We start from the raw sequence: 24,676 nt of genomic DNA, 5'->3' as shown, positions 1-24,676 counted from the left end.
GCCAAAAAACCAGCCACCCCACAAAGTGAGGCGACCAGCAAATCAACCAATCAAAAAACAATCGGTATCAACAAACATGGCACACTATTGAGTTCTCAAACAACAGAAGCACCCAGCACCAAACACAACCCTCAAGGCCGCATCATCGCTCCGGAGCAACTTTTCAAACTTACCCACCAAACCCCACCCCGTCAAATCCACCCGCCACACGCAACTCTCAGCGTCCAAAATTTCATCTGGATCAGAGGGATGTTTGTGTCGGCCAGATCCGAGATCATCGGTCGGCGCGGATATAAACTCTAGCACCCCGGAGCCGGATCTGTAAATCCGGATCGGGGGGCCGTTCCCGGACTAAAGTTGGACCGGAACGAGGTACAGAACGCCCAGCGGCGGCACCCTCAGGTTCGCGAATGCGGGCAAGCCGTTGTGAGCACCCTCGGTCGCGTCAACGACACCGAGATTGCCTACGCCCGAGCCGCCATACTCCTCAGCGTCGGTGTTCAGCAATTCCTTCCACTGACCTGCCCACGGCATCCCCACCCTGTAACCCTCATGAGGAGCACCCGAGAAGTTTGCGATGCAGATCAGCGGGTTCCCCTGGGTGTCCCAGCGGATGAAAGACAGGGTGTTGTGGGCGCCGTCGTTCTCGTCGATCCATTGGAAGCCCGAAGGATCATTGTCACGGACATACAGCGCCGGCGTGGCCTTGTAGACCGAGTTCAACGACCGGACGAGCTGCTGGACGCCCTTGTGCGGAATAGTGTCCGAAACCCACCAGTCAAGACCATGCTGCTCTGACCACTCGGACTCCTGGGCGAACTCCGTTCCCATGAAGATCAGCTGCTTGCCCGGGTGCGCCCATTGGAATGCGAGGTATGCGCGAACATTAGCCAACTGCTGCCACCGGTCTCCGGGCATCTTCCGCAGAAGTGAACCCTTGCCGTGGACTACCTCGTCATGGCTGATCGGCAGCATGAAATTCTCGGTGTACGCGTAGACCATCGAGAAGGTCGCCTTGCCGTGGTGGTGGACGCGATTGATCGGGTCCTCCGAAATGTACTGGAGGGAATCATGCATCCAGCCCATGTTCCACTTGATGCCAAATCCCAGGCCGCCCTGGGAGGTTGCACGGGTGACGCCGTCGAACGCTGTTGACTCCTCGGCGATCATGACGATCCCGGATGCGCGCTTGTACGCAGTGGCGTTGACCTCCTGAAGGAACGAGATCGCTTCAAGGTTCTCGCGGCCACCGAACTTATTCGGCTGCCATTGGCCTTCCTCGCGGGAGTAGTCGAGGTAAAGCATCGACGCCACTGCGTCCACACGAAGGCCGTCGATGTGGAATTCCTCCAGCCAGTACAGCGCATTCGCGACGAGGAAGTTGCGGACTTCGCGTCGCCCGAAGTCGAAGATGAGGGTTCCCCAATCGGGATGCTCACCGAGCTGAGGGTTCCCGTGCTCATAGAGCGTGTCACCGTCGAACCGCGCCAGCGCCCACTCATCCTTCGGGAAGTGCGCGGGCACCCAGTCCATGATGACGCCAATTCCTGCCTGGTGGAGCTTGTCGACCAGATACTTGAAATCGTCAGGATGACCGAAACGCGATGTCGGGGCGTAATAGGACGTGACCTGGTAGCCCCATGACCCCCCGAAGGGGTGCTCCGCGACGGGCATGAGTTCGACATGGGTGAAGCCCTGCCACGAAACGTACTCGACCAGCTGCTCAGCGAGCTGCTTGTAGTCCAGTCCCAGGCGCCACGAACCGAGGTGCACTTCATAGACGCTCATGGGACCGTTGTGCGGGTCCTTAGTAGGGCGGGCGTCCATCCACTCGTCGTCATTGAACGCATAGCGCGATTCCACGACCCGGGAGCCGGTAAGCGGAGGAACCTCGGTGCCCCGCGCCATCGGATCTGCCTTCTCCCGCCACTGACCGTCGCGTCCGAGGATCTCGAATTTGTAGCAAGCCCCGGCTTCGGCTCCGGGTACGAACAGCTCCCAGATTCCCGAGTCTCCGAGTGAGCGCATAGCGTGGACAGAACCGTCCCAGCCGTTGAAATCAGCCTTGACGCGCACGCACTGCGCATTCGGCGCCCAAACCGCGAAGCTGACGCCGGTGATGTCGCCCAGAGTTGACGTGTAGTGGCGGACGTGCGCGCCAAGCGCCGTCCACAGCGTCTCATGACGGCCCTCACCGATGAGATGCATGTCGATCTCGCCCAACGTGGGGAGGAACCGGTAGGCGTCGTCGACAAGGTGTTGTTCGCCGTCGTACATCACTTCCAGCCGGTAATCCGGGACGTGACCGGCGCGCTCGGCTTCGACAGTACCCACCCAGATCCCGTTATGTTCGTGCTGCAGCTGCGCCCGGCCGGTGCCCGTCACCACTGACACGCTTTCTGCGAGCCGGCGGAGTGTCCGGATGGTCACATGACCGTGCTCGTCAAGGTGCGCACCCAGAACTGCATGGGGCTGGTGATAGCTTCCTTCGGAAACGCGCTGCAGAATGTCGGGATCCACGGAAATCGGTCCTCCTGGCCGTGCCGCAGCCTTCGCTGGTTCAGCCGAAGAAGCAGCGTTAGCGTCTGCGGCCTCCGACTGCGCAACGGGGGGCTGCACCGCTGCGGAAGTCTCACCCTTCAGCATCCGGCGGACGGCCGCCACGGGAACATCCACCCAGTCCGGTCGATTCCTCAATTCATACACCACCTCATACAGTGCCTTGTCGAGCCAGAGCGCCCGATACAGTGCCCCTGAACGATCGACAGTGGTTCCGGCTTCACTTGAGTAGCCCTCAAGGAACGCAGCGACCGACTCCCTCGCCCAGGCCTCGGCATCACCGGCGGACACGGCGGCGTCATGGACACCGACACCCGCGGCATACTCGAGCGAACGCACCAGACCGACGACGTCGCGCACCGGCACATCAGGCACGCTCCGCTCTGCGGCGGGCCGGAGCGGTTCGCCCTCGAAATCGAGAACCAGCCACCCGGCGTCGTTCGTCGCGAGAATTTGACCTAGGTGAAGGTCAGCATGAATGCGCTGAAGTTCTGGCAGCCCCCCGAGTGCTTTCACTTCGGCGAGTACGGAATTCACCTCGGCGTCCAGCGGCCCCACGGAGGAACCGGCTTCGCGCCAAGCCCACTCGATACGACTCGCAAGCGACTCCCGGAACTCCTCGGTTTCGACCGCCGTTGCCTGCCGGCTGCCGAAGGCCGAAGCCAACTGGGCGTGTACGCGCGCAACGACGCGGCCAAGCTCCGAGGCCTCCTTCGCGAACGAACGGCCGGACTCGACAGCGGAGACGGCGCGCCGCCAGGCATCCTCGCTGTCTCCGATGAATTCGCGAAGCACGCTGAGGTGCCCGCTCACCCACTCGCCCTCGGCCCTACCATCCTGCCAGCTTCCCGTCACCCACCCGAAGGTACGCGGTACATCGGTGGAGCCCGCATCAGTGAGCTTCGCACTGACCAGCACGTCGGGACTTTCACCTGCCGCCAGGACGCGGAAGAACTTAACGATCATCGGTGTGTCGGCGGACGGGATCACAACAGAGGTATTGGACTGCTCACCTGTCAGGACAGCAATTTCAGCAGGACCCGTGGACGCCTGCGAGGTTCCGAAAACACCGCACACCGTGCCCTGGGTACGCCCATCCGCCGTTGCAGCCTCCAGGCGCATCAGATCGACCCAAGCCGTTACGAACACCGGATCATGTGTGCCGTCATAAACCCAGCGGCGACCCAGCTCGGAGTGCTCCGTTTCACCGAGGAGCGCGGCTTCCGCCCCCGCCAGGGGTTCGGAACGGTAGGTCAGCGGAATGTTGACGACATCCAGCCTTCGACCAGACTCGACGGCGACCAGGTGAACCTCGAGTCCCACCTCACCCGCCGGGTCCTCAAGCTTGATCCCGCCCACTCGGTTGAGGGAGATATCCCTGCCCTTTGCCGGGAACCAGCGCTGGCTGGGCATCCATGTCGACAGGAGATCTGGAAGGGATGGCGTCGATGTGCCCATTACTTTACTGCCTCCGAAATAGGGATCACGGGGATGGCCTCGGTGTGCGGTGACGCAATGTTGGAACTTGCCGAACGCAGGCGCAGCCAGTAGAAGTCATGGCTGCCGAGCGTCAGCGTCAGGTTGCCGTCTTCACCGAAGGCCGGGAACGGTGTGCCGCCGAAGAGATCCCGCAAGCCTCGCCCGGAGTACTCCGGGAGATGCAGCTTCGCGGCGACCGGGTGCTGCGACAGGTTGAACACGCACAGGATGATCTCCGGCTGCTCGCCCTCGGCATTACCCTCGGAAACCTCACGGATAAATGCCAGAACCGGCTCGGCTTCCGTGGGCACGTTCCGGTACGCACCGAGGCCGAACGCCGGATGGGAACGGCGAACCGCGAGCATCTGCCGCATCCAGTGAAGAAGGGAGCTGGAACTCGCCAGCTGCGCCTCCACATTGACGTGGTTGTAGTGGTAAACCAGCGACTGAACTACCGGTAGGTAGAGCTTTCCGGGATCGGCGGTGGAGAACCCGGCGTTCCGGTCCGGGTTCCACTGCATCGGCGTGCGGGAGGCATCGCGATCCTCGAGCCAGATGTTGTCCCCCATCCCGATCTCGTCCCCGTAGTACAGGAACGGACTTCCGGGCAGCGACAACAACAGCGCATGAATCAGCTCGACTTCAGCGCGGGAGTTATCCAGCAACGGCGAAAGGCGGCGGCGGATACCAATGTTCGCCCGCATGCGGGAGTCCGGTGCGTACCACCCGAGCATCGCCTCGCGTTCCTCGTTGGTGACCATCTCGAGGGTGAGCTCATCATGGTTCCGAAGGAAGGTTCCCCATTGGGCCCCGGACGGTATCGCCGGGGTCTCGGCCATAGTCTCGATGATCGGCCCCGCCTTCTGATCGCGCAGTGCATAGAACAGCCGCGGCATGATCGGGAAGTGGAAGCACATGTGGCACTCTGCGCCGTCGTCGTCGCCGAAGTACTCGACAACTTCCTCCGGCATCTGGTTCGCCTCCGCGATGATCACACGGCCCGGGTAATTTTCATCCACCATTGCACGGAGGTCCTTAAGGAACGTGTGCGTAGCGGGCAGGTTTTCGCAGTTGGTGCCCTCTTCCTCGAAGAGGTAAGGGATCGCATCCGCGCGGAAGCCGTCGATCCCCTGGTCCAGCCAGAAACGGACGACGTCGAACAGCGCCTCGATGACCTTCGGATTCTCGAAATTCAGGTCCGGCTGGTGGCTGAAGAACCGGTGCCAGAAGAACTGACGTCGCACCGGGTCAAAAGTCCAGTTGGACTCTTCGGTGTCGACGAAGATGATGCGGGCGTCCTGGTACTTCTCGTCAGTGTCGCTCCAGACGTAGAAATCCCCATAGGGTCCGTCCGGATCATTCCGGGACTCCTCGAACCAATGATGCTTGTCCGACGTATGGTTCAGCGGAAGGTCGATGATTACACGGACACCGCGCGCATGCGCCTCCGCCACCAGGCGCTTGAAGTCACTGAGGCTGCCGAACTCGTCGAGGACGTCGTAATAGTCCGCGATGTCGTATCCGCCGTCGCGCAGAGGGGACTTGAAGAACGGCGGCAGCCACAGGCAGTCGACACCCAGCCACTGGAGGTAATCAAGTTTGTCGATCAGGCCCGTGAAATCGCCTGAACCGTCACCGTTGGCGTCCGCGAACCCGCGGACCAGAACTTCGTAGAACACTGCCTTGCGGTACCAGTGCGGGTCATGTGCAAGGCCCGGTGCATTCAGCTGAAACGGGTTCGCCACTAGGGCTTCCTCCTGACGGAAAGGATGTGTGCCGGCTCCACGTGGGCGTCCAGCCTGACGTAGTTGTGGGCCCCCCACTGCCAGCTTTGACCGGTAATGAGATCATCCACCCAGAAGGTGGCGTCCTCGTTCCGGCCGCGCATCCCGAGGCCCAAGGCCTCAAGGTTAAGGGATACGGTGCACTCCCGCGCACTGTGCGGATCGACATTGACGACGACGATGAGGGTGTCCATGTCCGCGCCGCCCTCACCAAGGCCGTCCTTGTGCTTGGAGAACACAATGGTGGCGGGGTCCGAGCTGGTGTGGATCGTCAGGTTCTCCAGATCCCCTAATGCAGGGTGCACGCGGCGAATCTCGTTGAGTCTGGTCAGGAATGGAGCAAGGCTGCGGCCCTGAGCCGCAGCAGCCGCGTAATCCCGGGGACGATACTCGAACTTCTCGTTGTCGATGTACTCCTCAGCGCCGGGACGTGCAACGTGCTCGTAGAGTTCGTAGCCGGAGTAAACACCCCACAACGGACTGGCCATCGATGCGAGCACGGCACGGATCTTGAAGGCGGCCGGACCACCGTATTGAAGGTACTCGGTCAGGATATCCGGTGTGTTTACGAAGAAGTTGGGGCGGAAGAACGCCGGGGTTTCCCTGCTGACCTCTGTGAAGTACTCCTCCAGTTCCTCCTTGGTGTTGCGCCAGGTGAAATAGGTGTACGACTGCTGGAAGCCCGCACGGCCGAGTGCGTGCATCATCGCCGGACGCGTGAATGCCTCCGCCAAAAAGACCACCTCAGGGTGCTCCTTGTTGACCTCAGCGATCAGCCACTCCCAGAACTGGACGGGTTTGGTGTGCGGATTATCGACACGGAAGATGCGGACGCCGTGGCTGACCCAAAGCAGCACAATCCGCAGGACCTCCTGGTAGAGACCGGCCGGATCATTGTCGAAGTTGATCGGATAGATGTCCTGGTACTTCTTCGGAGGGTTCTCCGCGTACGCGATGGAGCCGTCAACACGGGTTGTGAACCATTCCGGATGCTCGGTCACCCACGGGTGGTCCGGTGAAGCCTGGAGCGCGAGATCCAGTGCTACTTCGAGATCCAGTTCAGCAGCCCGGTTTACGAACGCGTCGAAGTCGTCGAAGGAACCCAGGTCCGGATGGATAGCATCATGGCCACCCTCGGGGGCACCGATTGCCCACGGCGAACCAGGATCACCCGGACCTGCGTTCAGCGTGTTGTTCGGGCCCTTGCGGTGGGTAGTGCCGATGGGGTGGATCGGCGGCAGGTAGACGACGTCGAAGCCCATCTCTGCTATCGCCGGAAGCCTTTCGGAGGCTGTCCTGAAGTTGCCGGACGTCCATTGCGTGGACGCCGGATCGTAGGTTGCACCCTCCGAGCGGGGAAAGAACTCGTACCAGGAGCCGCGACCGGCGGCTTCGCGCTCAACAAGGATGGGGTATTCCTGTGAGCGCGTCACCAGGGCCTGCAGAGGTTCCCGCTGAATCGCCGACCGGATCTCAGCCGATTCCCCGGCAGCCAGCCGTTCATCGACGGGCAGCTCGGTGTCCCGCAGCCGATCCGCGGCGCTCAGGAAGACTTTCACTTCATCGCGGGGCCGGGCCGATGCGTGCTCCGCGAACAGCACGGCTCCCTCCTCCAGCATGAGCTCAATATCCACTCCGGCCGCAATCTTCACCGTTGCGTTGTGGTGCCAGGTTTCGTAAAGGTCGCCCCAGCCCTCGATGACAAAGGTATGGAGCCCAACGCTCCCTGGACGCAGCTGGCCCTCATAGTGGTCGGTTCCTGCCCCCAGTGGCGTTAGCCGGGCTCGCTGAACTTCGGCGCCGTCCGGGCCCAGGAGAGCGGCCGAAACGCCCAGTTGGTCATGACCCTCGCGGAAAACCGTGGCTCCGACCACGATATCCGCACCGGGGATGGCCTTGGCCGGGAACCTTCCGCCCTCAACCACGGGAGAAACCCTGGTGATGGGAATCCGTCCGAACCTCAGATCTTCACCCATGGATGCGCCTGCCCTTGTATGTGTCGCCTCGCTTGAAGTGGTCACAGACTAGACGTTATCGATTATTGGGGAAGATTGCTAAGGCGACTGATTTATTGGTGATGCGGCGTCCGGGACGTCGAAATGACCCAAGCAGTGTCCCATATCACACAAAGACGCAATATGGTTGAAAAGAGGCTATTTCAATCACATTCATGCTGAAACGCTGTCATTGCAATGTGACATAGGTTACGGTGACAAGGCTCGACGTCGGCCTCCATGTCTGATCGCGGGCTCCGCCATTCGCCGCGGCACCGCCCGCGCACGCTCAAAGAAGGAACTGATGTCACACTCGTCACTTCTGCCCCGAACAATTCGGGGCGTCCGAACAAGTACCGCGTCGGTGGCCGCCGCCGCCATGTTGGGAGCCGGCGTCGCAGCCGTTCCCGCGCAGGCAGCCGAACCGATATTGATCGACAGCGAAACCACCTCCTGGTCCTACCTCGCTGACAACACCGATCCGTCGGCGGGCAGCGCCGACCCGCTTTCCTGGACGAAAGACTCGTACGACGACGCCGGGTGGAAAGACGCCGAGGGCAGCTTCGGCGCGAAAAATGGAGAAGCCACCGGAATGGGTGGCGGCTATGAGATCGATACGCTGCTTCCGCAGTACATTGACAACGCCGCCCCTCCGAACGTTCCGACGTACTTCTTCCGCACCTCCTTTGACCTCAGCGCCGAGCAACTTGGCAGCTTCGAACTCCTCCAAGGAACGGCTGCGTTCGACGACGCCATGGTGGTCTACTTAAATGGAAAGAAGGTCGCTGGGTTCGAGGATTCCGGAATCACCGAGAATCTGCAATACGGCGGCGATAACGGTGCGGATCCCAATCTGGAGACCTTCTACATCGAAGCAGCGGACGCCAGGGAAGGCGCTAACACGCTCGCGATTGCCGTGCATCAGACTAGCGACTCAAGCTCCGACATCTACTTCGACCTGCAGTCACTGGTAGGCGTGGAAGAAAAGCCCGTTGCTCCCTACGAACCGACCGTAAAACCGGACCGGATTGTCCTTACGCCGACCCCCACTCCGCAAACCTCCCAGGCAGTCACATGGCGCACCCTTGCCTCCGTGACCGAAGGCGAACTGCAGATCCGACCGGAGGGCAGTACCGACGTCGTTATTGTTCCGGCCGAAACCAATGAGGAACTGAATCTTGGCGGTTGGGCATACAGCACGCGGACGCACTCTGCGGTAGCAACAGAGCTGGCACCTGCCACAGCATATGAATACAGGGTTGGCACCGGTTCGGACTACAGCCAGTGGTACGAATTCACCACCGCATCTGCTGACGCTCCGTTCGAGTTCATCTACTTCGGCGACGCGCAGACGAACCTCGCCGAGAAATGGGCGCCGGTAGTGGACCAGGCGTACGCTGAGTTCCCTAACGCCGCGGGAAGCGTGAACGCCGGCGACCTGATCAACACCTCCTCGAATGACACCGAATGGGGCGAATGGTTCGAGTCCATGGACGGCTACAGCCAGACCTCCAACGTGATCGCCGCTCCGGGCAACCACGAGTACTACGGAGATTCATTCCTTCGAATGTGGAAGTCAACCTTCGCCTACCCATACAACGGGCCGGAAGCCGAACCCGCAGCGGACACCACCCCAGCCGAACAGCAGCGAGCAGCGTACGAAGAGCAGGCCGCGAAAGCCATCCAGGAAACCGCCTATTTCACGGACTACCAGAACGTGCGGTTCATCTCCCTGAACGGGAGCGCCGGTGAGTCCGAGGACCTGATGACGCCACCCGATTTGCCCGAGTGCTCCGAGAACTGCCCGGACCCGGAGGACATCTGGCTGGACATGCAGGCGCGCTGGCTCGACGCCATCCTCAAGAACAATCCGATGAAGTGGGCCGTTGCCACCTTCCATCAGCCCGTCTTCTCCACCGCCGTAGGACGTGACGAGCCGGAGATCCGCGACGCATGGCTCCCGGTTTTCCAGAGCAACGACATAGATCTGGTGCTGATGGGCCATGACCACACCTATGCGCGTGGCTACGTCAACGAGGACGCGACGGACACTTCGGGCGTGACGACCGGGCCCGTCTACGCCGTCTCGGTCTCGGGACCGAAGTACTACGAACAAACTCCGGCCGACGACAACGTCTGGACCCGCAACGGCGCAACTCAGGTGACCCGTGCGGCTTACACATCGACGTTCCAGGGCATCACCGTTGATGACGACACCCTTCACTACCGATCGGTGATCGCCGACAAGGGAAGCGGGTCGACCACCTTCAAGGACATCGGCGACACGCTGGACGAGTTCGTCATAACCAAGACCGACGACGGCACCAAGCGCGTGACTGAAGTGGAGCCGGATGAAACCGACCCGGATCTGCCGGTCGCGCCCACTGAGTCGGTCTACGCCTCCGATCTGGAACCGGTCGGCTCCTACAACGGCTGGGGTCCGATTGAACTCGACCGCGCCAACGGTGAATCAGAGGCGGGCGACGGCACGGTCCTGTCGTTGAACGGCGTCGAGTATGAGAAGGGTATCGGCGTCCACGCAACCAGCGAGATCCAGTACTACCTTGACGGGAAGTGCACAGCCTTCACGGCAGATGTAGGCGTTGACGACTCAAGAACGGCGACCGCGAGCGTACAGTTTGCCGTTATTGCAGACGGCAAACAGCTAATGGAAACCAGTGTGCTTGGGCCTGACAGCGAGACTGTGAAGCTCGACGTCGACATTGCCGGCGCGGACTTCGTGAACTTGCTGGTGACGCCGAACGGCACGAAAACGAACGACCATGCAAACTGGGCGAACGCCAGATTCGAGTGCGGTAGCGACGAACCGAACGACGCCGAACCCACGTTCACCCCCGAGGCTCCGGACCAGTTAGAGCTGACGAATGAACACGAGGTCGACCTGGGTACCCACAGGGGGCCAGTGAAGACCGGTGACAACGTCACGTTGACCGCCCCGACGGCGAAATCCTGGTACTTCATCCATGTCGATCTGACACCAGTGGGCTGGGTTCAAGCCGGTGATGACTCGTCGCTCCAGTTCTCCTGGCCCGAGGACTCGAACCGCGGACCAAAGACGGTTTCGCTGATCGATGCCGACAGTTCAATGGTCGGCTGGGACAGACTGGTGGGCGAGGGCCGCTAGGCGCCGGTTTAGGCGTGACTCGTCAGCAGCGCTGATTCAACGCGGCAGGAGCCGCCACCCAGCACGGGGTGGCGGCTCCTGCTATGCGCGTGCAATGTTGCGTGCGTCACAATGCAAGCGCTTACGTAATTCATGCCGGGTCAGCCTTTACACCTGCGCAATGTGCGCTAACGTACCGATGGTGAAGGCAATCCGTAGATTTACTGTCCGTACCGTTCTGCCATCGAACATCGCGCCGTTAGGGAAACTCGCCGGCAATCTACGCTGGTCCTGGCACCTCCCCACAGCCCGCCTCTTCCACGACATCGACCCCGAGGCGTGGCGCGCAAGCGGCAATGACCCGGTGCAGTTCCTTGGCTCCGTCACCCGCGAGCAGCTTGAGCAACTCGCAGCCAATGACCAGCTGGTGACACGCATCCAGGAGCTCGGCGAGGACCTCGAGCGCTACATCTCGGAACCACGCTGGTACCAGTCCCTGGGGGACGACGCTCCCCGGTCGATCGCCTACTTCTCCCCGGAATACGGCATCAGCGCCGTACTACCCCAGTATTCCGGCGGCCTTGGAATTCTCGCCGGCGATCACCTCAAGGCCGCATCCGATCTGGGTGTACCGCTGGTGGGGGTGGGCCTCCTCTACCAGGCCGGTTACTTCAAGCAGTCCCTTTCGCGTGACGCCTGGCAGCAGGAGACCTACCCTGTCCTCGATCCGGATGGACTCCCGCTGACCCTGCTCCGCGAGGAGGACGGCAGTGCCGCGACCGTGGTTCTGCCGCTCCCCAACGGCCGGGAGCTTCGGGCACATATCTGGCGTGCCGACGTCGGACGCGTGCCGCTGCTTCTCCTTGACTCCAATGTGGCCGGAAACGATGAGGCCGCACGCAACGTCACCGACCGGCTCTACGGCGGCGGCGGGGACCAGCGTCTCCAGCAGGAGCTGCTGCTCGGCATGGGCGGTGTCAAGGCCCTGCGAACCTTCCAGCGCCTTACCGGCACCCCGGCCCCGGAGGTCTTCCACACGAACGAAGGCCACGCAGGCTTCCTCGGCATCGAGCGGATCCGGGAACTGATGGATCCCTCCAACGAGAGCCCGATGTCGTGGGAAGAAGCACTCACCGCCGGGCGTGCCTCGACCGTGTTCACCACCCACACACCCGTGCCGGCAGGCATCGACCGCTTCGAACGCGCACAGATCCAGCACTTCTTCGACGCCGGGCTGGCACCCTCGGTGCCCACCGAACGTGTCCTTGAGTTGGGCGCCGAGAATTACGACGGCGGCGATTCCGCGAAATTCAACATGGCCGTCATGGGGCTGCGGCTCGCACAGCGCGCCAATGGCGTGGCAAAGCTGCACGGTGAGGTATCCCGCGAAATGTTCTCCGGCCTCTGGCCGGGCTTCGACGCACGGGAGGTTCCAATCTCCTCGGTGACGAACGGCGTCCATGTGCCCACCTGGGTGGATCCGTTGATCGCCGACTTCGCCCAGGAGAACTTCGGTGCGGAATCGGTGCTCGATCCGCAGTGGGCGCGGGTGTACGACGTCGAGGACGCCGATATCTGGCGGTTGCGCCGCATCATGCGCTCCAACCTGATCGACGACGTCCGCAGCCGCTTGCGGGCATCCTGGAAGAAGCGTGGAGCGGCCGACGCCGAACTCGCCTGGACGGACAACGTCCTGGATCCGGATGTGCTGACCATCGGATTCGCCCGGCGGGTGCCCACCTACAAGCGCCTCACCCTGATGTTGCGCGACGCGGATCGCCTGAAGGCGTTGCTCCTGCACCCGACCAACCCCATCCAGCTGGTAATCGCGGGCAAGTCACATCCAGCCGATGAGCAGGGCAAGCGCATGATCCAGGACCTCGTCCGTTTCACCGACGACCCCGAAGTCCGCCACCGGATCGTCTTCCTGCCGAACTACGACATCGCAATGGCCCGGACCCTGTTCCCCGGGTGTGATGTCTGGCTCAACAACCCGCTCCGGCCGCTCGAAGCCTGCGGCACCTCCGGCATGAAATCGGCGATCAACGGCGGGCTGAACCTCTCCGTCCTGGACGGCTGGTGGGACGAGATGTACGACGGCGACAACGGCTGGGCGATCCCGACCGCCAACAACGGTGCCACAGCGGATGAACGCGACGACATCGAAGCGTCCGCACTCTACGACCTCATCGAGGAGCAGGTGGCACCAAGGTTCTACGGCACCATCCGGGCCGCAGCCGGTGCGGCAGGACCGTCTGAGCCGTCCGCGGACGGCGTCCCACACCAGTGGGTGGCGATGATCAAGCACACCATGGCGAAGCTAGGACCCGCGGTGTCTGCCGAACGCATGCTGCAGGACTACGTCCGTGAGCTGTACCAGCCCGCGTGCCGCTCAGGCCGGCTCACGGGTAAGGACAACTACGGCGCAGCCCGAGCCACCGCTTCATGGCGATCCCGCATCAAGGACGGCTGGTCCGCCGTACAGGTTGAGCATGTCGATTCGCTCGGAGTTTCCGAGGACCCTCAGATCGGCGACTCGCTCACTGTGAACGCCTACCTTTCGCTGGGCAGCCTGAGCCCGGACGACGTCCGCGTGGAGGTAGCGTACGGCCGCGCATCCGAGAATGACGACCTGAGCGAAATCACGGTCGCGGATCTGGACGTGGCCGAGGACCTGGGGCGGGGCAGGTTCCTCTTCAGCGGGAAAATCCTGATCGACCACTCCGGGTCCTTCGGGTACACCGTTCGGATCCTCCCCCGGCACGAAAGCCTCGCTTCGAACGCCGAGCTCGGCCTGGTCGTGAACGCCTAACCCCGGTAGACCGTTATCGAGTTGGACGCCGCGGTGTCCGTTTCCCCAACACGGAGGCGGGCACCGCGGCGTTTCTCACTCTCTGCGGCAGTGGTGAAGCGGAGGTTGAACATCTGGTTCGGGTCATCGAACACACCGAACTTCTTCAGCGCCGAGGCCTTGGGAAGGACGAACCTGCGGTCTTCGAGATGCCCGTTGATTACCACCAGCCCATCCAGGACGCCGTCAGGAGAGCCAAGCAGCAGCTGCACCATTCGATTGGCCGGATCGGACCACTGCTCCTGCGTCATCGGCTCACCTTCGGCGTTGAACCACAGAAGGTAGGAACTGTCCTCGCGGCTTGGGTAGCTCGCAGGCTGGTGACTCAGGAATTCCCGCCTGATCCGCAGCAGTGCACGGGTGACATCACACATGGTGCGGGCGCCGTCGTCGTTATTCCATGCCACCCAGGCCAGCTCGTTGTCCTGGCAGTAGGCGTTGTTGTTGCCGCCCTGGGTTCGGCCGAACTCATCCCCGGCAGTGATCATCGGAACGCCCAGGGACAGCAACTGGGTGGCCATCAGGTTCCGGGCGGTAAGGGCTCGCGCGGCCAGGATGGAATCATCCTCAGTGGGACCCTCGACACCGTGGTTGTAGCTGCGGTTGTCATTGTGCCCGTCGCGGTTCGCTTCACCGTTGGCCTCGTTGTGCTTGCGGTTGTAGGCCGTGAGGTCGGCGAGCGTGAAGCCGTCATGCGAAGTGACGAAGTTGATGGAAGAGACCGCTGTGCGGCCCGACCGGGCGAAGACGTCAGCCGACCCTGCGAGGCAGCTGGCCAGCCGCGCCACCGTACCGCCGCGCCGCCCGTCGCTCAGCGCGGCGTGATCGGCCAGCCAGAAGTCGCGGGCGGTGTCACGGAAGCGGTCGTTCCAGTCCGCCCAACCCTGTGGAAAGTTTCCGGTCTGCCAACCGTTGTGACCGACGTCCCAAGGTTCAGCGATGAGCTTGACGCCCTTCAACCCCGCATCGGCCGCCATCGCGATGAGCAGCGGGTGCCGCGGGGTGAAGGCATGGTTCTCATCCCGACACAGCGCGACGGCGAGATCGAAACGGAATCCATCGATACCGAACTCCTCCACCCAGTAACGCAGGGAGTCGAGCGCGAACTCGATCACGCGCGGTTCCGCGAAGTTCACGGTGTTTCCGCAGCCGGTGGTGTCAAGGTACCGGCCGTCGTCGTGATGGCGGTAGTACTGTTTCTCGCCCAGTCCCCGCCACGACAGCGCCGGCCCGCCCTGAGGACCTTCCGCCGTGTGGTTGTAGACGACGTCCAGGATCACCTCGAGGCCGGCTTCGTGAAGGAGCTTGACCATCCCCTTGAGCTCGTCCTGCACGGCCTTGGGCCCGGCCTTCCGCGCGGCGGCCGTCGCGTACTCCGCGTGCGGCGCGAAGAATCCAAGCGTGTTGTAGCCCCAGTAATTGGTAAGTCCCAGCGGGCCAAGATGCGGCTCGTCGACGTGGAAGTGGATAGGCAGCAGCTCGACGGACGTGATCCCGAGATCCTTGAGATGCCTGATCATCGCAGGGTGGGCGAGCCCCGCGTACGTGCCCCGTAGTTCGGCCGGCACATCCGGGTGGAGCTGGGTAAGACCCTTGACATGGGCCTCGTAGATCACGGTGTCGCGCCAGCGCGTACGTGGCGGGGCGGAGGTTCCCCAGTCGAACACGGAGTCGACGACGACGGAGAAGTAGACCGGCTGCTCATCGAGCTGCACAGTTTCTATCGCGCGGCCGTACGGGTCCAGCAGGAGCTGCGCGGCCCCCGGTGTGCCGGGGGCCGCAGAGCCGGTGGGCCAGAAAGCGTACCGGCCAGATTCACTGATACCTTCCACCAGTCCGTGGTGCACGCCGTCAGTAACATCAGGAAGTACGACGACGTTCCATTCGCCTTGCGCGTCTTCGAAGTGCACTTCCACTGACTCAAGGTCAGGGGCATACACCGCCACGTTGAACAGTGCGCCGGCACGCCGACGAACGCCTAGGGGAAACGCCTGTGAGATTTCAGTAACCGGTGTGGAAAGGCTCATCAACTTCGCCGGTCTCGGCTAGCGAATGCCGGCAGCGCGCTGCCGGGAAATTTCGTACAGGCTGATGCCTACCGCCATGGAGGCGTTCAGCGACTCCATGGCGGAGTCAATCGGAATGGAAACGATCTGGTCGCAGTTCTCCCGTACCAGCCGGGAAAGCCCTTTGCCCTCTGAGCCCACCACGAGGCACACGGGCTCCGTGCCGAGAGTCAGTTCAGGGAGCGAGGTGTCACCGTCGCCGTCGAGCCCGAGCACGAAAATTCCCTGGTCCTTGAAGGATTTCAGCGTGCTGTTCAGGTTGCCGACGCGCGCCACGGGAACGCGTACGGCGGCGCCGGCGCTCGTCTTCCAGGCGGTCGCGGTTACCCCCACGGAACGGCGTTCAGGCACAATGACGCCGTGGCCGCTGAACGCCGAGACGGAACGGATGATCGCTCCGAGGTTTCGGGGATCGGTGATGCCATCGAGCGCAACGAACAGTGGCGCCTGGGTGACGTGACCCTTCTTCCACTTCCCCAGCGTCTCGCGTGCAAGGTCAAGGCCGTCGGCGTATTCGTACGGCGGGATCTGAAGCATCAGCCCTTGATGGACCGAGCCGTCCGCCATACGGTCCAACTCCGGCTTGCCGGTCTCCATCAGCGGGATGCCGCGTTCCGTGGCCAGCTTGAGCGATTCACGCACGCGGTCGTCCACGTCAATCCGGATTGCAACGTGCAGGGCCTTCGCAGGGATACCGGCGCGGAGGGCTTCAACAACGGCGTTTCGGCCGGTCACATACTCCTCGCCCGGCTTCCCCTTGCTGCCTCGCGGCCCATTGCCCTTGGTTCCCAGGCGCTTCGCAGCTGAACGCTCTGACAGCTGCTTGTTCTTGTGCGCCTTATGGTAGGTGCGGTCCTCAGCCTTCGGCGTGGGCCCCTTGCCCTCCAACGCCCTCTTCCCGTGACCGCCAGTGCCGGTTGTGGGGCCCTTCTTGAGCTTGCGAACAGCACCCGGACGTCCGTGGTTGGCCATGGGGAATACACCTTCAGTTAGAGGACTTGCTTGCTCCCAGTTTACGCGGATTGGCCTTGAAGCCCTTTCAGGCAGCTTTCGACGACGGACTCAGTCGCGTGCGAGGCTCCAGCGCGCCCCGTCCTCCGAGTCCTCAATGACGACGCCGGCCCCCGCCAGCCCGTCGCGGATTGCGTCCGCGCGCGCCCAGTCCTTCGCGGCACGCGCTTCGGTTCGCTCCTGCAACCGGCTCCGTATCAGAGCATCGAGGGCTGCCTGTTCCGGCCCCGCCCCGGATGAGGTCTCCGTGCCGGCGTCGTCGAGCCCCAACGCGCTGGTCATGGCCCGCGCCGACGCTGCGGCCCGGGCTGCGCCGTCGTCATCCTTCGCCGCCAGCGCGGAGTTGCCCGCGCGCACTGCCTCGTGCAGGGCGGCGAGGGCGCGGGGAACATTGAGGTCATCATCCATCGCCTCGACGAACGCCGCCGGGAGGTTGTGCCAGTCCGCTTCCACGTCGGGAGCCTTGTCCAGGAACCCGTCGATTCGCTCGACCGCCGCTGAGGCCTCCTGCAGTGAAGTGGGCCGGTAGTCGAGCATGGAGCGGTACTGCGCCTGTCCGAGGTAATACCGAACTACGCGCGGGCTCGCGAGCAGCAGCATCTCGGCCGGGCTGATGGTGTTGCCGATGGACTTCGACATCTTCTCGCCCTCGTACGTGACCATGCCGTTGTGCATCCAAAACCGGGCGAACGGGTGGCCGGCAGCCTGCGACTGCGCCATCTCGTTCTCATGGTGCGGGAACCTCAGGTCAAGGCCGCCACCGTGGATATCGAACTCGGCGCCAAGGTACTTCGTGACCATTGCTGAGCACTCCAGGTGCCAGCCGGGGCGACCGTTCCCCCAGGGACTGGGCCACGCCGCCGACCGCGGTTCACCCTCTTTCCAGCCCTTCCACAGCGCGAAGTCGCGGGGATCCTTCTTGCCTCTGGGATCGGCGTCGGGCGCTGCCTGCATGTCATCGATACTCTGCCGCGTCAGGCTCCCGTACGCGGGCCAGGAGCGGACGTCGAAGTAGACATCCCCGGAGTCATCCGTTGCCGGGTAGGCGTGGCCACGGTCGATGAGCTGCTGGATGAGCTGGTGCATCTCGGGGATGTGCCCTGTGGCGCGCGGTTCGTATGTGGGACGCTGTATGCCAAGGGTGTCGTAGGCCTTAAGAAACTCCTGCTCGTAGCGGTACGCCAGCGCCCACCACTCCTCGTTCGGCACGCCATCCGGGTCCGTATCCTCAAAGGAGGCCTTCGACTTCGCAAGGATCTTGTCGTCGATGTCCGTGACGTTTCGGATGACCGTCACCTTGTAGCCGCGGATGGCGAGCCAGCGGGTCAGCTGGTCGAAGGCAATCGCGGAGCGGATGTGCCCCACGTGCGGCATTCCCTGCACCGTTGCACCACAGTAGTAAACCCGTGCCTCGCCCGCGACGAGGGGCGTGAACTCGCGGACTTCTGCGGATGCGGTGTCATAGAATCTCAGGCTCACCGATCCAGCCTACCGAATGAGCGGTGACGGGTGACTTTCCCGTCCGCCCGGTGGGATATCCCGTTACACGCGGACGACGACGGCGGTCGCGATCGCCGCGATGCCCTCACCCCGACCGGTGAAACCCAGGCCGTCACTGGTGGTTGCGGATACGGTCACGGGCGCCCCCACGGCCTCGGACAGGATGGCCTCCGCTTCCGCCCGGCGCGGGGTGAACCGCGGCCGGTTTCCGACCAGTTGCACGGCGACGTTACCGATCTCGAAACCGGCTTCCCGCACGATGCGGGCGGCTTCCCTCAGGAGGGTTACGCCGGAAGCTCCGGCATATTCGGGGCGGTCAGTGCCGAAGTTGGTGCCGAGATCGCCGGTGCCGGAGGCCGAGAAGAGCGCATCGGCGGCGGCGTGGGCTACGGCGTCGCCGTCGGAGTGGCCGGCCAGGCCGCGCTCACCCGGCCACTTGAGCCCGGCCAGCCACAACGGACGCGGCTTATCCTCGGGAGCGAACGCGTGGACATCGAAGCCGATGCCGGTGCGTGGAATTTGCATCGCCGGTTTCACCGCTTGACCTCCTCTGCCTGCCGCACCAGTGCTTCGGCGAGCATCAGATCCTGCGGTGTGGTGACTTTGAACGCGAGTGGGTCGCCGTCCGTGACGAGCACCGGTATGCCGAGGGACTCGACCAACATGGCGTCGTCCGTGACGTTCTCCGCGACCCCAGTGTGGGCATGCGCATTCCGAAGGGTTGCAGCGTCGAACCCCTGGGGAGTCTGGATCGCCCTCAGCGACGCGCGGTTGGGAGTCGCCGTCACGATGCCTTCGTCCACCACCTTGATGGTGTCGGGTACCGGAATTCCAGGCACGACGGCGGCGGCACCTCCGGCGACGGCGTTCACGACCGAGCGGAAGACCTGCGGCGGGGTGAGGGCACGCGCCGCGTCATGAACAAGGATGATCTGAATGCTTTCGGCCAGTCCGGCGAGGCCCGCCCGGACGGATTCAGGGCGGCTTGCGCCGCCGTCGACCACGGTGATTTTCACTGTGCTCGGTGGCAAGGCCTCGATGATCGCGCGCAGTTCGGTGTTGCCCCTCGGGACAACCACACAAACGTGTTGCGCGAGGCCGGAGGCAAGAACGCCGTCGAGCGCGTGCTCAAGAAGGGTTCGCCCCGCGCAGCGCACCAAGGCCTTGGGCATGCCCCGGCCGAGCCGCTGACCGGCCCCGGCAGCAACGAGCACTACTCCGACGTGGGAAGGATCTGCAGACACAGCTTTACCCTACGCGAGGGCCCGGATGAGTTGCGCAGACCATCCGGGCGCAATGGACCTGCGCCCATAATCCAAGCAGACAAACGAGCCGACAAAAGAAGAGGGACCGCCTTCGCGGTCCCTGATCTTCGTGGCTAGGAAGCCAGTACCTCGTCGAGTACGGTGGCTGCCTTTTCTTCGTCCGTCTTCTCTGCCAGAGCAAGCTCCGAGATCAGAATCTGGCGGGCCTTGGCGAGCATCCGCTTCTCACCGGCTGACAGGCCGCGATCGTGATCCCTGCGCCACAGGTCCCGAACCACTTCGGCAACCTTGATGACATCGCCCGAAGCGAGCTTCTCAAGGTTGGCCTTGTAGCGGCGCGACCAGTTAGTGGGCTCTTCAGTGAACTCGGCGCGAAGTACGTCAAATACGTGCTGCAGGCCTTCCTTGCCCACTACGTCGCGTACCCCTACGAGGTCAACGTTCTCTGCTGGAACTTCAATGGTCAGATCACCCTGCGCCACCTTGAGCTTGAGATACATCTTCTCTTCGCCCTTAATAGTGCGCATCTTGATCTCTTCAATCTTCGCTGCGCCGTGGTGAGGGTAAACAACTGTTTCGCCGACCTCAAAAACCATGTGGATAATCCCCTTTCCCGCAGATCAGTTTATCACGAAAACGACACGCCCATTACGCGTTTTCGCAGGTCAGCGGGGCGAACGGCGATCAATTAGCTATGATTCCGCTCTTGACTCAGGGCACATTAGATGCTTGCAGGTCACCCGGCGGGGAGTACCGAGTCCGTAAACTTCGCCCGATGCCGATAGGCTGTCCAGTAGCGAAAGTCCATCGGTCAGCATGACCATACCCTCAGGAGTTAGTGCCGTGAAGAGTGCCCCGAAGAAACGAGTACAGCTGGCAGTAGCCGGGTCCGCTGTACTGGCTCTCCTTGGAGCCACCGGCTGTTCCGCCACCAGCCTGCAGGCGACCACCATCCAGTACTCCGCTTCGGATGGAATTGTGGAGCGAGTGGGCCCGGTCCTGCTGCGCAACGTCCTGATAGTCACCTCCGAGGAGGGCGAGCCGGGAACGCTTCTGGGCACCCTGTTCAACGAATCGGATTCCACCGTTCAGGTCACCATTGACGGCGAGAACGAGAATTCGCAGATCACCATCCCGGCTGAGGGAAAGTACGTCTTCGAGGACGAAGTCGACGACGACGGCACGCTTCAGGGAATCAGTGAGATCCCGGGCGCCCTGGTTGACCTTGAGTTCACGGTGAACTCAGAAAGCGAGACCTTCCGGGTACCGGTGTTGGACGGAACGCTGGAGGAATACCGCGAATACGTTCCGGGCGGATTCACTCCCGAGCCTTCGCCGTCTGAAGAAGTAGCCGAGGAAGAGCACTAGAGGCAAGACGAAATGGGCGCCGGTCACGATGACCGGCGCCCATTTTGCTTTCTGGAGCTCACGGCTCGTATTTGTAGCCCAGTCCGCGCACTGTCACGAGGTGCCGCGGCGTCGACGGGTCCGGTTCGATCTTGCCGCGCAGCCGCTTGACGTGGACGTCCAGCGTCTTGGTGTCGCCCACGTAGTCCGAACCCCACACGCGGTCAATCAGTTGGCCGCGGGTCAGCACCCGGCCGGAGTTACGCAGCAGCATTTCCAGCAGCTCGAACTCCTTGAGCGGCAGCGACACATGCTCTCCGTTCACGCTGACCACATGGCGCTCGACGTCCATGCGTACCGGACCGGCTGCAACGGTGCTGGATACCAGTTCTTCGGGTTCGGCCTGCCTGCGCAGCACCGCACGTACCCTTGCCACCAGTTCCCGTGAGGAATACGGCTTGGTCACGTAGTCATCCGCACCCAGCTCGAGTCCCACAACCTTGTCGATCTCCGAGTCCTTGGCGGTCAGCATGATCACCGGGACACTGGAGCGCTGCCGCAGCTGCCTGCACACCTCAGTGCCGGAGAGTCCGGGCAGCTGGAGGTCCAGAAGGACAAGGTCCGCTCCGGCGCGGTCGAATTCGGTCAGAGCGTCCAGACCGTTGTCGACGACGACGGCGTCGAACCCCTCCTTGCCCAGCAGGTATGACAGGGGGTCGCTGAAGGAGTCTTCGTCCTCAACGATCAGGATGCGGCTCACGCTTTCACTCCTTGGTTCTGGGCGTTAGCGCCCTTCGCACTCTTCACGGTTTCGTGTTTCCTGCCGGCGCCTTCGGCGACATCGCCGCCTGGCTCGGCGACGCCGTCGTCGTCAGTTGTCTCCATTTCCGGCAGGCGGACAGTGAACGTGCTCCCCTGCCCGGGCTGGGACCAGACAGTCACCTCTCCGCCGTGGTTCGACACCACATGCTTGACAATGCTGAGGCCCAGGCCCGTGCCGCCGGTCTGCCGGGAGCGCGCAGCATCGATGCGGTAGAAGCGCTCGAAAATGCGTTCCTGTTCCTCCGGCGTGATGCCGAGCCCCTGGTCGGTGACTGACACCTGGGCCAAGCCCTCACGGGAGCGCAAGCCTACCCCTACCCGCGTTTTCTCCGGGGAGTAGCGGATGGCGTTGTCGATGAGGTTGCGGAAGGCGGTCATCAGGAGATCCGGGTCGCCGTACACCTGGGCGTCGATCCTGCCGCCGACGACGATGTCGATCTGCTTGCTCTCCGCCGGGAGCTTGTTGCGGTCCACGGCCTCGGCGATCACAGTGTTGATGTCCACCGGCTTGCCTCGCCGCACCACGTCGGTGCCCTGGAGCCTGGACAGCTCTATAATGTCCTGGACCAGCGCTGAAAGCCGGCCGGACTCCTTATGCATGCGCTGGGCGAAGCGGCGTACGGCCACCTCGTCGGAGGCGGCGTCATCGAGCGCTTCCGCCAGCAGTGAGATGGCGCCGACGGGAGTTTTCAGTTCATGCGAAACGTTCGCCACGAAGTCGTTGCGGATCTCTTCGGTTCGGGTGATCTCCGTGCGGTCATCGGCCAGGATCAGGATGTATTCCTCGCCCAGTGCCGCAACCCGTGCCTGCACAACGATGGTGCCCTGGCCGAGCGGCCCTCGCGGCAGCTCGAGCTGCCGTTCCTCGATAACGCCGTCGCGGCGGACACGGGACGTCAGTTCGAGAAGCTCGCGGTGAACAACCGTATGGCCCCGAACCAGGCCGAAGGCATATGCGGCCGGACTTGCACGGACTACGCCGTCGATCGCGTCGACGATGAGGTAGGCGCGCCCGACGACGGACAGGACGTCGGCGGCGCCTTTCGGCAGGACCGGCTCATCCGAGTCCATGCGGGCTCGCCGCTGCGCTTCACTGAGCCGATGGGCCAGCATCCCGGCAACGCCGATGGCGAGGCCGACAAGTCCGGCGATGAGGCTCAGCAAAACGGGATCCACAAAAACTAGCTTAGGGCGTGACTGGGCGGACCCATGCTGATCCGGTGGCATTGGACCAGTCGTTCAACTAACGTTCACCTAAAGGTGCGTGACTTGTAATGGGCAACTGAAAACGTGCTGAACAGGACTGCGCATCTGCGCCCGTTCAGCACCTCAAAGGGAAAGGACGCCCACGTGCGTAAGGTTTTTCAGGCGGAGCTTCACCAAATCGGCGAAGAACTCATCGAGATCTCCCAGCTGGTATCCGAGGCCATGCAGAAGGCCACGAGCGCGTTCGAGTCAGCGGACACCGAGTTGGCACAGGAAGTCATTGCCGCGGACGCCCGCATCGACTTCCTGCAGAATGACCTGGATGAGCGCGCCATCGACGTTCTTGCCCTGCAGGGTCCGGTTGCAAGTGATCTGCGCATGATTGTCGGAGCGCTTCGAATGAGTGCTTCGCTGGAGCGGATGGGAGACCTCGCCCGCCACATTGCGCAGCTGGCCCGGCTGCGCTTCCCGGACAACGCTATTCCTGAGAGCATCCGGCCCACGTTCGCCGAGATGGCCGAACTCGACATCGCGATCACCGCCAAGGTCACCGAGCTCCTCGAGACCCGCAACCTTGAGCTGAGCAACGAGGTGTATGCCCACAACGCCCGCATCAATGAGCTGCACGCCGGTGTTTTCAAGGCCATCGCGGCGGCCGATTGGGACGCCTCTTCTCCCACCACGGTGGATGTCACCCTCGCCAGCCGCTACTTCGAGCGCTTCGCGGACCACGGCGTATCCGTTGCCCGCAAGGTGACCTACCTGGTAACCGGTGAATGGCAGCCGAGCGCTCCGCTCAACTAACGCTTTTTCTTAAGGCTCACAGCACGACGACGGCCCGCTCCCTTTTGGAGGCGGGCCGTCGTCGTACTGGTTACCCGATAGAGCCAGTGCTTGTCAGTGCTTGGCCTTACCCTGATTGGCGACCGCTTCGATGGCGGCTGCAGCGGCATCGGCGTCGAGGTAGGTACCGCCGGCCTTGACGGGCTTGAGATCCTCGTCCAGTTCGTACACAAGAGGAATGCCGGTCGGGATGTTGAGCGAAGCGATATCGCCGTCGCTGATCCCGTCCAGGTGCTTGACCAGCGCGCGCAGCGAGTTACCGTGCGCGGCAATCAGGACGGTCTTGCCAGCCTTGATGTCCACTGTGATGTCCGACTCCCAGTACGGGAGGAAGCGCTCCAGGACATCCTTGAGGCATTCAGTGCGCGGCACGTCGTCGCCAAGGTCTGCGTAACGGGGATCACCCACCTGTGAGAACTCGCTGGAATCCTCCAGCGGGGGCGGCGGTGTGTCATAAGAGCGGCGCCACTCCATGAACTGGTCCTCGCCGAACTCGGCGAGGGTCTGCGCTTTGTCCTTGCCCTGAAGCGCGCCGTAGTGACGCTCGTTCAGCCGCCAGTCACGCTTGACGTCAATCCAGCTTCGATCAGCCGCTTCCAGCGCCAGGTTCGCGGTGATGATGGCACGCTTCTGCCGGGAGGTGTAGACGACATCGGGAAGGACATCATGCTCGACCAGCAGTTCTCCGCCACGTACGGCTTCCTTGCGGCCCAGTTCCGTCAACGCCACGTCCACCCAGCCCGTGAAAAGGTTCTTTTCATTCCACTCGCTCTGGCCATGACGCAGCAGGATCAGTTTGTAAGAAGTCATGGTCCCAGTCTGCCG

General features: G+C 62.8%; 17 protein-coding genes. 5 read left to right on the top strand and 12 right to left on the bottom strand.

What is annotated here, in order from left to right; all coding sequences use genetic code 11:
* Positions 1–303 (top strand): hypothetical protein (locus tag ACX80C_RS10505; RefSeq protein ID WP_459326406.1); only part of this gene is annotated, 303 nt, incomplete at its 5' end.
* A gap of 48 nt (positions 304–351) precedes the next feature.
* Here the strand turns inward: ACX80C_RS10505 and glgB are convergent.
* Genes glgB through ACX80C_RS10490 form a run of 3 tightly spaced genes read right to left on the bottom strand, consistent with a single transcriptional unit; the run spans position 352 to position 7,798 of the window.
* Positions 352–4,017 carry a 1,4-alpha-glucan branching protein GlgB gene (gene glgB, locus ACX80C_RS10500; protein ID WP_459326405.1) on the bottom strand — a complete coding sequence of 1,222 codons (3,666 nt, stop codon included), beginning with the start codon at positions 4,015–4,017 and terminating at the stop codon, positions 352–354.
* On the bottom strand, positions 4,017–5,783 hold the full coding sequence (gene treS / locus ACX80C_RS10495; protein WP_167990805.1) for a maltose alpha-D-glucosyltransferase: 1,767 nt from the start codon (positions 5,781–5,783) through the stop codon (positions 4,017–4,019). Before treS ends, glgB begins: the two co-directional genes overlap by 1 nt.
* Entirely contained in the window at positions 5,783–7,798 is a 2,016-nt protein-coding gene (locus tag ACX80C_RS10490; RefSeq protein WP_459326404.1) for an alpha-1,4-glucan--maltose-1-phosphate maltosyltransferase, read from the bottom strand. Before ACX80C_RS10490 ends, treS begins: the two co-directional genes overlap by 1 nt.
* Before the next feature lie 322 nt (positions 7,799–8,120).
* On the opposite strand from ACX80C_RS10490, the gene ACX80C_RS10485 reads away from it, so the two are divergent.
* Both ACX80C_RS10485 and glgP read left to right on the top strand, forming a co-directional pair.
* A complete protein-coding gene (locus ACX80C_RS10485) occupies positions 8,121–10,961 on the top strand; it encodes an NPCBM/NEW2 domain-containing protein (RefSeq protein ID WP_459326403.1) in 2,841 nt (946 codons plus the stop codon).
* Between the two features lie 181 nt (positions 10,962–11,142).
* The gene (gene glgP / locus ACX80C_RS10480) at positions 11,143–13,752 is read left to right on the top strand and encodes an alpha-glucan family phosphorylase (RefSeq protein ID WP_459326413.1); all 2,610 of its coding nucleotides are present in this window, start codon (positions 11,143–11,145) and stop codon (positions 13,750–13,752) included.
* Here glgP and glgX read toward each other — a convergent pair.
* The 6 genes from glgX to ACX80C_RS10450 form a co-directional block, all read right to left on the bottom strand.
* A complete protein-coding gene (gene glgX, locus ACX80C_RS10475; protein ID WP_459326402.1) occupies positions 13,749–15,818 on the bottom strand; it encodes a glycogen debranching protein GlgX in 2,070 nt (689 codons plus the stop codon). The genes glgP and glgX overlap by 4 nt on opposite strands.
* A gap of 18 nt (positions 15,819–15,836) precedes the next feature.
* Positions 15,837–16,829: a 23S rRNA (guanosine(2251)-2'-O)-methyltransferase RlmB gene (rlmB, locus tag ACX80C_RS10470; RefSeq protein ID WP_459326401.1), complete on the bottom strand. Its 993-nt coding sequence runs from the start codon at positions 16,827–16,829 to the stop codon at positions 15,837–15,839.
* A 90-nt stretch (positions 16,830–16,919) separates the two neighbouring features.
* Positions 16,920–18,347, bottom strand: coding sequence for a cysteine--tRNA ligase (gene cysS, locus ACX80C_RS10465; RefSeq protein ID WP_459326400.1), 1,428 nt, complete (start codon positions 18,345–18,347; stop codon positions 16,920–16,922).
* A gap of 63 nt (positions 18,348–18,410) precedes the next feature.
* Complete coding sequence (gene ispF / locus ACX80C_RS10460; RefSeq protein WP_459326399.1) at positions 18,411–18,893, bottom strand: 2-C-methyl-D-erythritol 2,4-cyclodiphosphate synthase; 483 nt, start codon at positions 18,891–18,893, stop codon at positions 18,411–18,413.
* Between the two features lie 8 nt (positions 18,894–18,901).
* Positions 18,902–19,612, bottom strand: coding sequence for a 2-C-methyl-D-erythritol 4-phosphate cytidylyltransferase (ispD, locus tag ACX80C_RS10455; RefSeq protein ID WP_459326398.1), 711 nt, complete (start codon positions 19,610–19,612; stop codon positions 18,902–18,904).
* Positions 19,613–19,746: 134 nt separating this feature from the next.
* Positions 19,747–20,229: a CarD family transcriptional regulator gene (locus tag ACX80C_RS10450; RefSeq protein WP_459326397.1), complete on the bottom strand. Its 483-nt coding sequence runs from the start codon at positions 20,227–20,229 to the stop codon at positions 19,747–19,749.
* A gap of 247 nt (positions 20,230–20,476) precedes the next feature.
* On the opposite strand from ACX80C_RS10450, the gene ACX80C_RS10445 reads away from it, so the two are divergent.
* Complete coding sequence (locus ACX80C_RS10445) at positions 20,477–21,001, top strand: hypothetical protein (RefSeq protein WP_459326396.1); 525 nt, start codon at positions 20,477–20,479, stop codon at positions 20,999–21,001.
* Positions 21,002–21,059: 58 nt separating this feature from the next.
* On the opposite strand, the gene ACX80C_RS10440 is transcribed toward ACX80C_RS10445, so the two are convergent.
* Together ACX80C_RS10440 and ACX80C_RS10435 are read right to left on the bottom strand one after the other, a co-directional pair.
* Positions 21,060–21,740: a response regulator gene (locus ACX80C_RS10440; RefSeq protein WP_459326395.1), complete on the bottom strand. Its 681-nt coding sequence runs from the start codon at positions 21,738–21,740 to the stop codon at positions 21,060–21,062.
* Entirely contained in the window at positions 21,737–22,978 is a 1,242-nt protein-coding gene (locus tag ACX80C_RS10435) for a sensor histidine kinase (protein ID WP_459326394.1), read from the bottom strand. Before ACX80C_RS10435 ends, ACX80C_RS10440 begins: the two co-directional genes overlap by 4 nt.
* 174 nt (positions 22,979–23,152) lie before the next feature.
* Here ACX80C_RS10435 and phoU point away from each other — a divergent pair, with 174 nt between their 5' ends.
* Positions 23,153–23,812, top strand: coding sequence for a phosphate signaling complex protein PhoU (phoU, locus tag ACX80C_RS10430; RefSeq protein ID WP_459326393.1), 660 nt, complete (start codon positions 23,153–23,155; stop codon positions 23,810–23,812).
* Positions 23,813–23,905: 93 nt separating this feature from the next.
* Here the strand turns inward: phoU and ACX80C_RS10425 are convergent, their stop codons facing one another.
* Entirely contained in the window at positions 23,906–24,661 is a 756-nt protein-coding gene (locus tag ACX80C_RS10425; RefSeq protein ID WP_459326392.1) for a phosphoglyceromutase, read from the bottom strand.
* Positions 24,662–24,676 lie beyond the last annotated feature (15 nt).

This window comes from Arthrobacter tecti, from assembly GCF_054511355.1.
The sequence above is the reverse complement of the archived record's forward strand: the minus strand, read 5'-3'. Positions and strand labels throughout refer to the sequence as shown.